Origin of the sequence: Nocardia sp. NPDC050378 (assembly GCF_040655675.1) — a bacterium.
Lineage (GTDB): Bacteria > Actinomycetota > Actinomycetes > Mycobacteriales > Mycobacteriaceae > Nocardia > Nocardia coubleae.
The window spans coordinates 85508-100276 of record NZ_JBFAKI010000003.1 but is presented as its reverse complement, the minus strand read 5'-3'; the positions used below and the strand labels follow the sequence as shown (position 1 = coordinate 100276).

Annotated in this window: 14 protein-coding genes; 4 read left to right on the top strand and 10 right to left on the bottom strand. The window is 66.9% G+C overall.

The annotated features are described in order from the left end of the window. Positions 1-159 precede the first annotated feature (159 nt). The 6 genes from AB0I35_RS08175 to AB0I35_RS08150 all read right to left on the bottom strand — a co-directional run bounded on the left by AB0I35_RS08175 (position 160) and on the right by AB0I35_RS08150 (position 6425). A complete protein-coding gene (locus AB0I35_RS08175) occupies positions 160-906 on the bottom strand; it encodes an oxidoreductase (protein WP_357395122.1) in 747 nt (248 codons plus the stop codon). 11 nt (positions 907-917) lie between these two features. Further along, positions 918-1082 carry a hypothetical protein gene (locus AB0I35_RS08170; RefSeq protein WP_157104681.1) on the bottom strand — a complete coding sequence of 55 codons (165 nt, stop codon included), beginning with the start codon at positions 1080-1082 and terminating at the stop codon, positions 918-920. 144 nt (positions 1083-1226) lie between these two features. Beyond that, positions 1227-2894: an ABC transporter ATP-binding protein gene (locus AB0I35_RS08165; protein WP_357395121.1), complete on the bottom strand. Its 1668-nt coding sequence runs from the start codon at positions 2892-2894 to the stop codon at positions 1227-1229. Next, positions 2891-3820: an ABC transporter permease gene (locus AB0I35_RS08160; RefSeq protein ID WP_225281427.1), complete on the bottom strand. Its 930-nt coding sequence runs from the start codon at positions 3818-3820 to the stop codon at positions 2891-2893. Before AB0I35_RS08160 ends, AB0I35_RS08165 begins: the two co-directional genes overlap by 4 nt. Next, positions 3813-4739, bottom strand: coding sequence for an ABC transporter permease (locus AB0I35_RS08155; protein WP_067495936.1), 927 nt, complete (start codon positions 4737-4739; stop codon positions 3813-3815). Before AB0I35_RS08155 ends, AB0I35_RS08160 begins: the two co-directional genes overlap by 8 nt. Before the next feature lie 60 nt (positions 4740-4799). Next, a complete protein-coding gene (locus AB0I35_RS08150; RefSeq protein WP_357395120.1) occupies positions 4800-6425 on the bottom strand; it encodes an ABC transporter substrate-binding protein in 1626 nt (541 codons plus the stop codon). Positions 6426-6756: 331 nt separating this feature from the next. Here AB0I35_RS08150 and acs point away from each other — a divergent pair, with 331 nt between their 5' ends. The 3 genes from acs (at position 6757) to AB0I35_RS08135 (ending at position 10395) form a co-directional block, all read left to right on the top strand. Further along, positions 6757-8709, top strand: coding sequence for an acetate--CoA ligase (acs, locus tag AB0I35_RS08145; RefSeq protein WP_357395119.1), 1953 nt, complete (start codon positions 6757-6759; stop codon positions 8707-8709). Positions 8710-8862: 153 nt separating this feature from the next. Further along, complete coding sequence (locus AB0I35_RS08140; protein WP_357395118.1) at positions 8863-9348, top strand: phage holin family protein; 486 nt, start codon at positions 8863-8865, stop codon at positions 9346-9348. A gap of 60 nt (positions 9349-9408) precedes the next feature. Continuing rightward, the gene (locus AB0I35_RS08135; protein WP_357395117.1) at positions 9409-10395 is read left to right on the top strand and encodes an alpha/beta hydrolase; all 987 of its coding nucleotides are present in this window, start codon (positions 9409-9411) and stop codon (positions 10393-10395) included. Between the two features lie 444 nt (positions 10396-10839). Here AB0I35_RS08135 and AB0I35_RS08130 read toward each other — a convergent pair whose 3' ends face one another. The 4 genes from AB0I35_RS08130 to nth form a co-directional block, all read right to left on the bottom strand. Further along, positions 10840-12033: a MarP family serine protease gene (locus AB0I35_RS08130; RefSeq protein WP_357395116.1), complete on the bottom strand. Its 1194-nt coding sequence runs from the start codon at positions 12031-12033 to the stop codon at positions 10840-10842. Positions 12034-12100: 67 nt separating this feature from the next. Continuing rightward, the gene (locus AB0I35_RS08125) at positions 12101-12802 is read right to left on the bottom strand and encodes a CoA pyrophosphatase (RefSeq protein ID WP_357395454.1); all 702 of its coding nucleotides are present in this window, start codon (positions 12800-12802) and stop codon (positions 12101-12103) included. Between the two features lie 58 nt (positions 12803-12860). Next, positions 12861-13505 (bottom strand): TlpA disulfide reductase family protein, encoded by a 645-nt coding sequence (locus tag AB0I35_RS08120; RefSeq protein ID WP_357395114.1) that lies wholly within the window; start codon positions 13503-13505, stop codon positions 12861-12863. Beyond that, positions 13502-14182, bottom strand: a complete 681-nt coding sequence (nth, locus tag AB0I35_RS08115; protein WP_157101786.1) for an endonuclease III — start codon at positions 14180-14182, stop codon at positions 13502-13504. Before nth ends, AB0I35_RS08120 begins: the two co-directional genes overlap by 4 nt. Positions 14183-14431: 249 nt before the next feature. Here nth and AB0I35_RS08110 point away from each other — a divergent pair, with 249 nt between their 5' ends. Next, positions 14432-14659, top strand: coding sequence for a hypothetical protein (locus AB0I35_RS08110; RefSeq protein ID WP_084457709.1), 228 nt, complete (start codon positions 14432-14434; stop codon positions 14657-14659). Positions 14660-14769 lie beyond the last annotated feature (110 nt).

Here is a 14769-nt window from a genome sequence, read left to right as displayed (position 1 = left end):
GCCTCGCACAGGTTGCGGGGATGAACCGGCGGGGTTCGGATGATCGCCGAGGCCACCGAACACAACCCACCCCAGCACGCTTGGTAACCAGGTGTTCCGTGCTAGCGGGCGGCGAAGTCGAGCAATCGGCACGCCGCCCGTTTCGATGTGTGGGGAAGGTCAGCCCGCCGCCGCGTCGGCGATCGAGTTGGCCTCTCGCGCACCGTCTTCGAGCGCACCCGCACAGAACAGCACCCATCCGCCGACAGCCTCCGGCGTGCCCATGCCGAAGCCGGCGGCCGCATCGAGGTAGGCCTGCCTGCGACGCAGCCAGAACACCTCAGGAACGCCGAGGCTGCGGGGATCGAGCCCGGTCGACACCGCGACCAGTCGCGACGCCGCGCGGGCGACCACACCGTCGGCGGTGCCGAACGGGCGAAGTGTCATCAGCTCGCCGTGCACGACGGCGGCGATCACCGGCGCGGGTGCTTTGCTGGTCTGCACGGTCTGCGCCAGCAGGTCCAGCCGCTCCGCCACCCCGGGTACCGGGCGTGGCCTGCCGAGTTCCTGCTGATCGGTGACGAGGTCGGCGGCGGCGAGCAGATGCAGCCGGGCCAGCGCTTGCAGCGGGGCGCGGCGCCAGGTGCCGACCAGGTTGGTGAGCGCGTCACCGTCGAGCGCCTGCCCCACCCGCAGCGCACCGGCCAGCACCGGGTCGCTGACCTTGCCGTCGGCGGGCAGATCGGTGCTCGCGCCCTCGATGGCGGCGGACGAACGCGCCGCGCGGACGGCGGCCTCGGCGGCGGTGGTCGCCCAGCCGCGTCGGTTGGACTTGTGCCGGTGCACCGCGGCGAGCGCGTCGCGCGCCTTGTCGGCGGCCTCACGCACGCCGGGCAGGTCGACCAGGGGCTGCAGCGGATCAGTCACGACATACGAGGCTACCGTTCCAGCGCACCGTCCCCGACGGCCACATGCAACCCGCCCGCCCTCGGCCAGACCCGGTCGGGCCACAGCACCTCCGCGAGCCGCTTCGCCGCTGGGGTCTTGGCCCGGCGCCGACGCGCCTCCAGCTCGGCCTGCCGCTCCGCATCGATTCGATCCACCGGCGCCTCCCCACCTCAGCGAGCTACGTCGCACCACCTCGGACAAGTCGACGATACGCCGCTGAGCTGCGCTGACGCTGCCGTTTCACGAGCTCCCGCCAGCCCGTCCCCGCGACCCAGCGACAGCCACGGCCAACGCTCTCGTTACCCAGCCAACAACTCCCGCCCCGGGATCGCCTCGAGCAGATCCCGCGTGTACTCCTCCCGCGGGGTGGCGAACACCTCATCGGTCGTGGCCGATTCGACGACCTTCCCGGCTCGCATGACCAGCACGTTGTCCGCGATCTGCCGGACGACGGCCAGATCGTGGGTGATGAACAGGTACGTCAAGCCCAGCTCGGCTTGCAGGTCGTTGAGCAGCGTGAGGATCTGCGCCTGCACCAGCACGTCGAGCGCGGACACCGCCTCGTCGCAGACGACCAGTTCCGGCGACAACGCGAGCGCCCTGGCGATCGCGACCCGCTGACGCTGCCCGCCGGACAACTCGTTGGGATAGCGCCGCAGCACCGACGACGGCAGCGACACCTTGTCGAGCAGGTCGCGCACCACCTTCTCGCGTTCGGCGGCGGTACCGATCTTGTGCACCCGCAGGGGTTCTTCGACGGTGCGGAAGATGGAGTACATCGGGTCGAGGGAACCGTAGGGGTTCTGGAAGATCGGTTGCACGCGACGGCGGAAGGCGAAGGCGCCCTTGCTGTCCAGCGACGACACCTGCTGACCGTCGAACACCACCGAGCCTGCCGTCGGCTCGAGCAACCCGAGCACCATCTGCGCGATGGTCGACTTGCCCGAGCCGGACTCACCGACGATCGCGGTGGTCGTACCGCGTTCCACGCGGAAACTCACGTCGTCGACGGCGGTGAAAGCCGTCGACTGCCACGGTCGTTTGCCGCGAATCTTGAACGTCTTGGTGAGGTTCCGCACGTCGAGCACGGTGTCGGGCAGCGCCTCGGTGGCGGCTACCTCGACGGCACGGTCGCGCACCTTCGCCCGCTGCCGCGACGACGACATCCGCTGCGCCGCCAGCGAGGGCGCCGAATTCACCAGCTTCTTGGTGTAGGCATGCTGTGGGTCGCGCAGGATCTGCAGGGCCGGACCGGATTCCACCACCCGCCCGCGATACATCACCACGAGGTGTTCGGCGCGTTCGGCGGCCAGGCCGAGGTCGTGGGTGATGAGCAGCACGGCCGTCCCCAGCTCGGTGGTGAGCTCTTCGAGGTGGCCGAGGATCTGGCGTTGCACGGTGACGTCGAGCGCCGAGGTCGGTTCGTCGGCGATGAGCAGTTTCGGCCTGCACGACAGCCCGATCGCGATGAGCGCGCGCTGGCGCATACCGCCGGAGAACTCGTGCGGGTACTGATTCACCCGCCGCTCGGCATCCGTCATCCCGGCCTCGGTGAGCAGTTCCACCGCCCGTTCGCGCGCGGCCGCGCCCTTGGCGATGCCGTTGGCCTCCAGGGTCTCCCGGATCTGGAAACCGATCTTCCACACCGGGTTCAGGTTCGACATCGGGTCCTGGGGAACCAGGCCGATCCCGTTGCCACGGACGGCGACGATCTCCTTGGCCGAGGCCTTGGTCAGGTCCTTGCCCTCGAACCGGATGGACCCGCCGGTCACCTTGCCGCTGCCGGGTAGCAGATCGATGATCGCGTGCGCGGTCGTCGACTTGCCCGACCCGGACTCACCGACGATGGCGACGGTCTGCCCGGGGTAGACGGTCAGATTCACCCCGCGCACAGCGGGCACCGGCTTGCCGTCGGAGGTGAAACTCACCTCGAGATCGCGGATTTCGAGCAGGGGTTCGGTGGTCATCGGGTGCGCTCCTTCGGATCGAGCGCGTCGCGCACCGCGTCGCCGAGCATGATGAAGCTCAGCACCGTGATGGCCAGCGCGGTCGCCGGGTAGAACAGGATCGGCGAGGTACGGATCTCGGACTTGGCACGGGAGATGTCGGCGCCCCAGGCCACGATGTCGGGCGGCAGACCGACACCGAGGTAGGACAGCGTGGCCTCGGTGACGATGAAGACGCCGAGCCAGATGGTCGCGACGACGATGAGCGGGCTCGCCGCGTTCGGCAGCACGTGCCGCATCAGCGTGCCGAACCGCGACACACCGAGCGCCTTCGCCGCCGTGACGTATTCGCTGTTCTTGGCCTCGATCACCGCGCCGCGGGCGATGCGCGCGGCCTGCGGCCAGGTGAACGCCACGAGGATCGCGATCACCGTGCCGATCCCGGCCGGACGCAGCAGCTGCAGCAGCACGATGGCGGCGAGCACCATCGGAATGGCGTAGAAGATCTCGGCAATGCGCGAGACGACGGTGTCGAGCAGGCCGCCGTAGAACCCGGACAGCGCGCCGAGCACCCCGCCGACCACCAGGAACAGCAGCGCCGAGCCGACACCGACGGTCACCGAGGCACGGGCGCCGTAGATGGTGCGCGCGTAGATGTCGCAGCCCTGCTTGTCGAAACCGAACGGGTGACCGGGGCGCGGCCCGTCCATTCCGAACTCACCGAGGCAATGGCGCGGGTCCTGGCTGGTGAACAACGACGGCCACACCACGACCAGCAGCACGAGCACGATCAGCACGACGGCCACGAGGAACACCGGGTTGCGCCGCAGCCGCCGCCACGCATCGCCCCAGATGCTGGTCGGGGTGCCCGCGTCGAGCACACGGTCGGTGGCCAGCACCTCCACCTCGTCGGCGGGGGCCACGAAATGCGGTTGCTTGTCAGGCATAGCGGATCCTCGGGTCGAGCGCGGCATAGAGCAGGTCGATGACCAGGTTCATCAGCAGGAACAGCACAACGAGCACCGTCACGAACGACACGACCGTCGGCGGCTCACCGCGGATGATCGCCTGATACATGGTTCCGCCGACACCGGGGATGTTGAAGATGCCCTCGGTGACGATGGCGCCCGCCATCAGCGCACCGAAATCGGCACCGAGAAAGGTGACGACCGGAATCATCGAATTGCGCAGAATATGGACCGTGACCACGCGACGGCGGCCGAGACCTTTGGCCGTTGCCGTGCGCACGTAGTCGGCGGATTTGTTCTCCGCCACGGAGTTTCGCGTCAGGCGAAGGACATAGGCGAACGAGAGCGAGCCGAGCACGAAAGCCGGGACGATCAGTTCACCGATACTGGCGTTGCCGGTGACGGTCACCGGCGCGATGCCCCATTTCACACCGAGCAGGAACTGCGCGAGATAGCCGACGACGAACACCGGAAGCGCGATGATCACCAGACTCGCGATCAGCATCGTCGAATCGAACAGTTTGCCCTTGCGCAAACCGGCGATCAACCCGAACAGGATGCCGAAGAAGCCTTCGATCAGCACGGCGAGAAACGCCAGTTTGATGGTGATCGGGAAGGCGCGTTCGAGTTCCTCGCGCACCGGCCTGCCGGAGAACGAGGTACCGAAGTCGAGGGTGAGAATGCCCTGCAGGTAATGCAGGTATTGCATGATGAACGGCTGATCGAGGTGGTAGCGGGCGCGCAATGCCGCCTCGGCAGCCGGGGTCAGCGCCTTTTCACCGGCCAGCGCCTTGATCGGGTCGCCGGGAATCAGGAAGACCATCGCATAGATCAACAGAGTGGCGCCGAGGAAGACCGGGATCATCTGGAGCAGGCGCCGGAGTATGTACCAAGTCATCGTTCCTCCGAAAACTGCCGGGCCGAGCCACTTTTCGTGACCCGGCCCGGCGGCGAGTGGTTACTTCTCGATGTTCTCGAAGTCGAACAGGCCGTTCCAGGCGAGTTCGGCCTTGGTGACCCGGTCGGAGCGGCCCGCGGCGGCGATGTAATCGAAGACCGGGATATCGGCCATATCCCGGATCAGGATCGCCTGTGCCTGCCCGATGAGTTTGTAGGACTCCTCCTTCGTCGCCGCGGCCATGGCGGCGTCGAAGAGGCGGTCCACCTCGGGGTTGTTGTAGTTGACGTTGTTGGTCTCGGAGTAGCTGTAGTAGTTCGACCCGAGGAACTGCATCATCGTGGGGTAGTCACCCTGCCAGCCGTAACGGAAAGCGGTGCCGATGGTTTCGGCGTTCACCGCGTCACGCACGTCCTTGAACGTCGGCACCGGATTGGCCACGGCGTCGATGTCGAGAGTGTTCTTCACGCTGTTGGCCACCGCTTCGATCCAGGCCTGGTGGCCGCCGTCGGAGTTGTAGGTGATGGTGTAGCGCGAGCCCGCCCACGGCGACATGGCGTCGGCCTGGGCCCACAGCTTCTTGGCCTCCTCCGGGTTGTACTCGAACACCTCGGCGCCCGGGAGGTTCGCGTTGAAACCGGGCAGCGTCGACGCGGTGAAATCGCGTGCGGGGTTACGCAAGCCGTTGAAGATCTTCTCGATGATCTGCGGCCGGTTGATCGCCATGGAAATGGCCTTGCGGCGCAGCACGCCCTCCTCACCCGCGAAATGCGGGACATTGGACTGGATGCCGATGTGCTGGTTCTGCGCGGTCGGCTTGGTGATCGCGCGGTCGCCGAGATCGCTCTTGTAGGTGCTCAGGGCGCTGTCGGGAATAGTGTCGAGCGCGTCGAGGTTGCCTGCCTGCAGATCGGCGTAGGCCGTCTCGTAGGACTGGTACATCACGAAGCGCAGGCCCTTGTTCTTGGCGGGCCTACCGCCCGGGTAATCCGGGTTGGGCTTCAAATCGATCTTGACGTTGTGTTCCCAGGATTCGAAAGCGTAGGGGCCGTTGCCGACCGGCTTCTCACCGAACGCCTTCATGTCCTTGAACGCCACCTCGGGCAGCGGATAGAACGGCGCGTAACCGAGGGCGCTCTCGAAGTCGATCGACGGCGACTTCAGTTCGACGGTGAAGGTACGGTCGTCGACCACCTTCAGACCGGACATGGTCTGTGCCTTGGGCTGTTCGGCATTCACTTCGTCGAACCCGGCGATCTGGCTGAACGCGTAGCCCTGCAACTGCGCGTTGGTGCCGAGCGCACCGTAATTCCAGGCGTCGACGAACGACTTGGCGGTGACTGTGGTGCCGTCGGTGAATTTCCAGTTCGGCTTGATGGTGATGCGATACGATTTGCGGTCGGTGGTCTCGATCTTCTCGGCCATCTCGTCCCGCGCTTCGCCGTTGGCGTCGTAGTACTTCAGGCCCGCGAACAAACGGTCGACCACGCGGCCGCCCATGTTCTCGTTGGTATTGGTCGGTACCAGGGGATTCTGTGGCTCTCCCGCATTGGTGGTGACGATGGCGGCATCGGCACTGTCATCGGACGAGCACGCGGTGAGACTGAGGCTTGTGGCCACAAGTCCCGCCGCGATCAGCGCGGTCGCTCTGATGAATCTCAACGATCTCTCCCGGTTCGCTTCCATGACATGAAGGGGGCGCAATCATCTTCCGCGTCACATGTATCCCTACGGTTACATGTCGAATACGCGGAAAAGATTGCCGAACCCTTCCTGTTCGACAGAAAAAAATGAACAATTCTCGGAACCATCAGCTGAACGGTCGATCTAAAACGATAGCCCGGGATCGCCTGCCCTGTCCGCGAACTCACCGGATGAATCAAGCCCACTGAACGTCTCGGAAACCGAGCTCACGCAACGCTCACAAGGGGGCGGACACGTTCGTTACTGTCGAGGTGCCACGGCTGCGCCCTGGCGACCGACCCGACCGCACCAGGCATGTGAGGCTGACATCGACATGACCGAAACCGCTGCAGGACATCAGGATTCGTATCCGCCGAGCGCCGAGTTCGCGGCTGCCGCCAATGCCGGTGCCGAACTCTACGAGCGGGCCGACGCCGACCGCGAGGGCTTCTGGGCCGAACAGGCGCGTCGCCTGCACTGGCACACACCCTTCACACAGGTCCTGGACTGGGACGACGCACCCGTGGCGCGCTGGTTCGCCGACGGCGAGCTGAACATTAGTTACAACTGCGTCGACCGCCATGTTCTCGACGGCCACGGCGACCAGGTAGCCGTCCACTGGGAAGGCGAACCCGGCGATTCGCGTGCGATCACCTATCGGGAACTGCTCGAGGAGGTTTCGCGGGCGGCCAACTACCTGACCGAGCTCGGGCTGGTCGCCGGCGACCGGGTCGCGATCTACATGCCGATGGTGCCCGAGGCGATCGTGGCGATGCTGGCGTGTGCGCGGCTGGGACTCACCCATTCGGTGGTGTTCGCCGGGTTCTCGCCCAGCGCGCTGCGTCAGCGGGTCGACGACGCGCAGGCGCGGCTGGTCATCACGACCGACGGGCAGTGGCGGCGAGGTAAGCCCGCGCCGCTGAAGGAGGCTGTCGACGAGGCGCTGGCCGCCAAGGGCGATGTGCCGTCGTCGGTGGAGCATGTGCTGGTGGTGCGCCGCGTGGGGACCGAGGTGCCGTGGACCGACGGACGCGACCTGTGGTGGCACGAAACCGTGTCCGCCGCTTCGCCCGCACACGAGGCCCAGCCGTTCCCGGCCGAGCATCCGCTGTTCATCCTCTACACCTCCGGGACCACCGGGAAGCCGAAGGGGATCCTGCACACCAGCGGCGGATACCTCACCCAAACCGCCTACACCCACCACAACGTCTTCGATCACAAGGCCGGACACGACGTCTACTGGTGCACCGCCGACATCGGATGGGTCACCGGACACAGCTACATCGTCTACGGACCGCTGGCCAACCGCGCCACCCAGGTCGTCTACGAAGGCACCCCGAACTCACCGAACGAGCACCGCCACTTCGAAATCATCGAAAAATACGGTGTCACCATCTACTACACCGCCCCGACACTGATCCGCACGTTCATGAAGTGGGGCCGCGAAATTCCCGACGCTCACGATCTGTCGTCACTGCGTCTGCTGGGTTCGGTCGGCGAACCGATCAACCCCGAAGCGTGGCGCTGGTACCGGGAAGTGTTCGGTGCCGACAAGACCCCCATCGTGGACACCTGGTGGCAGACCGAAACCGGCGCCATCATGATCTCGCCACTGCCCGGCGTCACTCACGCCAAGCCCGGCGCCGCCATGCGCCCCCTGCCCGGTATCTCGGCGAAGGTCGTGGACGAAGAAGGCAAGGCGGTTCAGCTCGGCGAAACCGAGGCCAATGGGTACCTGGTGCTCGACAAGCCGTGGCCATCGATGCTGCGCGGTATCTGGGGCGATATGGACCGCTACCGGTCCACCTACTGGGAGCGCTACGCCGAGCAGGGCTGGTACTTCGCCGGTGACGGCGCCAAACTCGACACCGACGGCGACCTCTGGGTCCTCGGCCGCGTCGACGACGTCATGAACGTCTCCGGCCACCGCATCTCCACCGCCGAAGTCGAATCCGCCCTCGTCGGCCACCCCAACGTCGCCGAAGCCGCCGTCGTCGGCGCCACCGACCCCACCACCGGCCAAGGCATCGTCGCCTTCGTCATCCTCACCGGATCCACCACACCCGACGACACCCTCGTCGACACCCTCAAAGCCGAAGTATCCAAACAGATCAGCCCCATCGCCAAACCCCGCGAAATCCACATCGTCCCCGAACTCCCCAAAACCCGCAGCGGCAAAATCATGCGCCGACTCCTGCGCGACGTCGCCGAAGGACGCGAACTCGGCGACACCTCGACCCTCGTCGACCCCGCCGTCTTCGAGGCCATCCGTACCGGCGGCAACTGATCGGGGACCGGCACGCTACGGTTGCGGCGATAGCCGTGTCGGTCACCTCCAGGGCAGCATCGCTGATCGGATCGGCGCTAGTGTTGCGCCAAGACGTGTGCACACCGCGCGCCGCGATGCGGACCAGTTACCACAGGGAGAAGGGTCGACGAAGTGAGTTACACCCAAGGCGGAAATGACGGTCGGACGGTCACTTCCATCCCGTTGACCGACGCCAATCCGCCCGGATCGGCCAGCATCGGCAGCCTAGTCCGCGACGCCACCGAGCAGCTGTCCACGCTCGTGCGCGCCGAGGTCGCGCTGGCCAAGGCCGAGGTCACCGGCGAGGTCAAGAAGGGCCTCACCGGCAGCGTCTTCTTCATCCTCGCGCTGACGATCCTGCTGTTCAGCTCGTTCTTCTTTTTCTTCTTCCTCGCCGAACTGCTCGATGTGTGGCTGTACCGGTGGGCGGCGTTCCTCATCGTCTTCACGCTGATGGTGCTCGCCACCGCGCTGCTGGCTTTCCTCGGGTATCGCAAGGTGAAGAAGCTGAAGGCGCCGGAGAAGACGATCGGCTCGCTCAAGCAGAGCGCCGAGGTGCTGCCGCACGCACTCGCGCACCGCGAGCACACCCCGTCGCTGGAGAAGTCCAAGAACTGACGGTTCCCACCCGGCGGGCCCGGTCGCCACGACCGGACCCGCCCACTAGGCTCGATCGGCGTGTCGTCCAACTCATTCCCGGATCCGTCCACCGTCCGTTACGACGGCCCCTGGACCCACCGGGACGTGCACGCCAACGGGATCCGCTTCCATGTCGTCGAAGCCGACGCCACGATGCGCGCCGACGCGCCGCTGGTGCTGCTGTTGCACGGATTCGCCGACTTCTGGTGGTCATGGCGTCATCAGCTCACCGGAATCGCCGACCACGGGTACCGGACCGTCGCCGTCGACCTGCGCGGATACGGCGACACGGACAAACCGCCCCGCGGCTACGACGGGTGGACCCTCGCCGGTGACATCGCCGGACTCATCCGCGCGCTCGGCCACACCGAAGCGACCCTCGTCGGCCACGCCGACGGCGGCCTGGTCTGCTGGGCCACCGCGGTCCTGCATCCCCGGCTGGTTCGGTCCATCGCGCTGGTGAGCTCGCCGCATCCCGCCGCGTTGAAGAGTGCCGTCCTGCGCGACCCCGCACAGCGCGCGGCCTGGCTGCCCCAATTCCTGCGCTACCAGTTGCCCCGATACCCCGAGAACCTCCTCACGCGGCGGGGCGGGGCCGAGGTGGAGCGGTTACTACGCGAGCGGGTCGGCGAATCCTGGTCACGCACCGCCGAATTCACCGAGACCGCGTCACGGATGCGGACCGCTATTCGCATACCCGGCGCCGCCCACAGCGCGCTGGAGTATCAGCGATGGGCCTTTCGGAGCCAATGGCGGCCTGACGGCAAGCGGTTCATGGCGACTATGCGGGATCCGATCGACATACCTGTCCTCGGACTGCGCGGTGCGAATGACCAGTATCTGTTGGCGTCAACCATCGAGCGGGATCAGGAGCTCTCCCCGCGTCGGGCCCTGGTGACCATTCCGAATGCGGGCCATTACGCCCATCAGGAGAATCCGGGCAAGGTCAATGAGGTGCTTACCGCGTATTGGCATGAGCAGAACGGTGCCAATGATGCTCCGAAGGATGACTTGGTGTCGCCCTGAGGTTGTCTGGTGACGGGGGGCTTTCAGCCGAGTGGTGCCAGTCGTAAGCTGCTTGTCGAACCCCAGCTATACCGACCACTCGAGGGCGCCGCTACGCGCTTCGAACCGTGCGTCACTACTCCCAGGCCGGCGCCTACCGCACACCCAGCCACGCGGCACGGCCTCGGTGTTTTGTGCACCAAGGAGGTGTTGGGCTGTGTTTTGGAGCGCTGGCGCGCTCGAGCGCGGCCCCTGGAGGGCCGCGAGTTATGCGCCGTTGCTCGCGCATGCGCGCATGCGCAACGGCGCCTAACTCGCGGCCGGGCCGCTGCGCCGCTTCGCGGCGGTCCCTCCTCGAGGTCGGGACGGGCGGGGCTGGGAATGCTGTCATGGCGGACTGCTGGGAATTCCGCCCGGGGTGCGCATCACTCAGAGGCTCCACCTAGCGGGTTTCCGGTGTCCGCCTCAGCTCAATACGCAGGCTCCTGTGTCGACCGCTGCATTGCTGACGCCGGCAGCTGCCAGCTCCGAGGCGACCTCGTCGAGGGTCAGCACATAGCCTGTGTCGTCGTCGGTCACGGCGGCACCGAAGACGACGCCCAGTACCTGGCCATCGGTGTCGACAAGGGGGCCGCCCGAGTTGCCCGCGCGGACCTGGCCGCGAACTGTGTAGACCTCGCGTTCGACGGTTCCGTCGCGATGAATCGTCGGTCCGGTCAGGTCCAAGGTTTCGCGGACGCGGGCCGCGCTGGCGGTGTACGGCCCACCGCCGGGGTAACCGAGCACAATCGCGCTCTCGCCGGACGCCGCCGGTGTGGGAGCCAGCGGAATCACCGGCGAAGTCAGGCCGGGAACCGCTAGGACCGCGATGTCCTTGGACGGGTCGAACAGCACAACGTTGGCGTCGAGCGGTCCGCGTGCGGTATCGACCGACACGCTCGTAGTGCCGGCGACAACGTGGGCGTTCGTCATCACGCGCTCCGGCGCCACGACGAAGCCGGAACCTTCCAGCGCACGCTGGCAGCTCGGGGCGACACCACGAATGCGCAGCACACTCGGCTGCAACGACGCGGCGACGGGGCTGGCCAGAACGCTCGGGTCGGGGGGTTCGACAGCGGCGATGGGCGCGCGGCCGAACGGTCCGATGACGTCGGGAAGCCCAGAGGTGTTGAGGAGTTTGGAGAACTCGTTGGGCAGCTTGCGCAACCAGGCGGGGGCAACGGCGTTCACGTCGGCGAGCACTCGGGAACCGTTGATCGCGGCAGCTACACCTGGTTGGGAGGCCGTGGCCAGGGGCAATGCCATCAACCAGGCGGCGACGAGCACCGTGAGCGCCTGCAGCACCGCGCCGACACCGCTGTCGACGCTGCGCGCGAACGGATGCCGGATACCGGAGCGGGCGGCCCGGCCGAGAACCATGCCCGCGACCTCACCGACGATCACCAGCAGCACGATCAGCAGGATGCCGCCGAGAACCCGGCTGCGACCCTCACTGAGGTGCTTGAGGATATGCGGTGCGATCAGAATGCCCGCGACGGCACCGAGCGCGACGCCGAAGAACGCCAGCGCCGAGGCCACCGCCCCTTGCCGCCACCCCGTGGACGCCGCGACCAGCGCGATCAGCACCACTGCGATATCGAGCCACACCGAGGCACTCATGCTTGTGCCTCGCAGACGCTCGGCTCGCACATGACCGCGATGGCGGCTGTGCCGATGTGCCGCGCGCTCACAGGGTCATTCCGACCGCAGCCAGCGAGCTCTCCAGATCACGCACGTCGCCCCGATCCCAGTCTCGTTCCCACCCAGCAGTTTTGATGATGCCGGCGAGGATACCGCCGGTGAGCCCCCACACCAGCATGCCGTCGACCTGGAAGGCGGGACTCTGGTAGCCGAGACTGCCACGCACCATGAATCTGTGTGCGGGATCGAGTAATTCGCTCAGGGGCACCCGGACCACCCGTTCGGTTTCGCCCTGATCGACGACCCGCACCTCGCTCGGCTCCCGCCACCAGGCCAGCACGGGGGTGACGTCGAACTTCGACGGCGGTACGAACAGGGTGGGCAGGGTCGCGAAGGGCTGCACACCCGACGGGTCGAGGCCGGTCTCCTCCACGGCTTCGCGCAGGGCGGTGCCGACCGGGCCGTCATCGCCGGGGTCCTCGGCGCCGCCGGGGAAGGCGACCTGGCCGCGGTGCTGACGCATGGTCGAAGCGCGCTGGGTGAGCAACACCTCGGCGTCGGCGGGTGGGGCGCCGGGGCCGCCGTCGGCGGAGCCGCCGAACAGCACGAGTACCGCCGCTCGCCTCGGTTTGCCGGTGACCGACATGGCGCGGCGCAGGGCGCGCGAGGTGGCGAGGGTGTCGTCGGCGTCGGGGCCGCCGTGCCTCGTCGCCGGGTGGAGCCAGGCCGGAATCCCGGAGTCGTCCAGTCTCGCCACACCGTTCACGCTGTCATCCTCTTCGCCTGCCACCACACAACGCTGTCTGTCATACCGTGATACCGAGCTTCGCGGCGACCGTATCGGCGATGTCGGTCACGTCGGCGAAGGTTCGCACCTCCACACTCGCCACGCTGCCATCAGCGCGCAGCAACACCGAAACCGGGAGTACCGGCGGCGCGCCGACCGCGCCGCGCACCGCGGCCGCCGGGTCGGAAACGCCGGGCAAGGTGATGCCGAGACCGGCGAGCCGGGCCAGCGCCTTCGCCTCGTCTGGATCGCTGTGCACGGTGAGGACGGTGAGCGCCGAACCCGCCCGCTGCGCGAATTCCTGCAGGTGAGGAAGCTCGATGGCACACGGACCACACCAGTAGGCCCAGAGATTGAGAAGTGCGGGCTTGCCCGCGAGGGCGGCGGCCAGGTCGGCTCGGGTCCCGTCGGCGAGGCAGCCGACGGTGAGCCCGGCCAGCGGTCCCGAACCCGGCGTGCCAGGGGCGGCGACGGGACAGGCTGTCAAACCGGCGGCGGCACGTTCGGCGGCCGACACGCCCGACTCCTGTTGCGAAGTTTTGCGAGTTTCGGTGGAGCCGGAATCCTCGCGCGGCCACAGGGCGACCGTCGCCGCGACGACGAGAATCAGTGCGGCGAGCACCCAGCGAACGCCGGGGCGGGCGAGCGGGGACGCCTCGCTCACAGCCCGGCCATTTCCAGCAGGTGATCGCGCTCGGGCCCCTTCACCAACTCGGCGGCCACGGCGGGATCGGTGGGTCCGGCACCGAAGGAGGGGCAGTCGTTGGACAGCACACACGCGCCGCAGGCCGGTTTGCGCGCATGGCACACGCGGCGGCCGTGGAAGATCACCCGGTGCGAGAGCATCGTCCAGTCCTTGCGCTCGAACAGCTCGCCGACCGCGTGCTCGACCTTCACCGGGTCTTCCTCCGCAGTCCAGCCCCAGCGGCGCACCAACCTGCCGAAATGGGTGTCGACCGTGATACCCGGCACATCGAAGGCATTGCCGAGGATGACATTGGCCGTCTTGCGCCCGATGCCGGGCAGCTTCACCAATTGGTCGAGGGTGTGAGGCAATTCACCGTCGTATTGCTCGACCAGGGCCTGGCCCAGACCCATCAGCGCGCTGGTCTTGTTGCGGTAGAAGCCGGTGGGCCGGATGAATTCCTCCAGCTCCACGCGGTTGGCCTCGGCATAGTCGCGGGCGGTGCGGTACTTGGCGAACAGCGCGGGAGTGGTGAGGTTCACCCGGACGTCGGTGCACTGGGCCGACAGGATCGTCGCGACCGCCAATTCCAGTGGAGTCGTGAAGTCGAGCTCGCAGTGCGCGTCCGGGAAAGCCTCGGCGAGCGTGCGGTTCATCCGGCGGGCACGACGGACCGTTCCGATCCGCGTTTCCGCAGCTATAGCGCGATTCTTGCGTTTGCGGGCCGCCGTGATCCCGGTGGTCACCGGCACCGGAACGGCGTCGCCTGCGGCGGCGGTTGCGGGGGAAACGGGCACCGCACCACCATACGGAACCGGTCCGACAACATTGCGCGACCGAGTTGGGCACCTGTGTTCCATCTGAGACCTGGACCGTGTTTACTGCCTGTCATGCAAGGACTCGCTGTGGTGCTCTTCCCAGTGCTGTTGATGCTGTTCGCGCTGGGGATGGAGCGGGTCGAGAATCGGCTCCGCAAACTTCTCGAACCCGATGAAGAGGTTCAGCAGTACCTGGACAACGCCAGCAACGCCGAAGTGAAAGAACTGACCAAGCTCGGGCTTCCCGCCGCGGTCGCGCGGGTGCGCAAGCGCCGCACACGGACCCCGGACATGGATGTCGCCCGGGCCAGCTGAACACCTCCCCATCCTCTCGGACACAGTGCCGCGGCTCGCGCAATCCACTCTTTACGTGGTGTCTGTCACTGTGCTGCCGTAATGCCGCGTAGACTGCGCTGTTGGTCGAT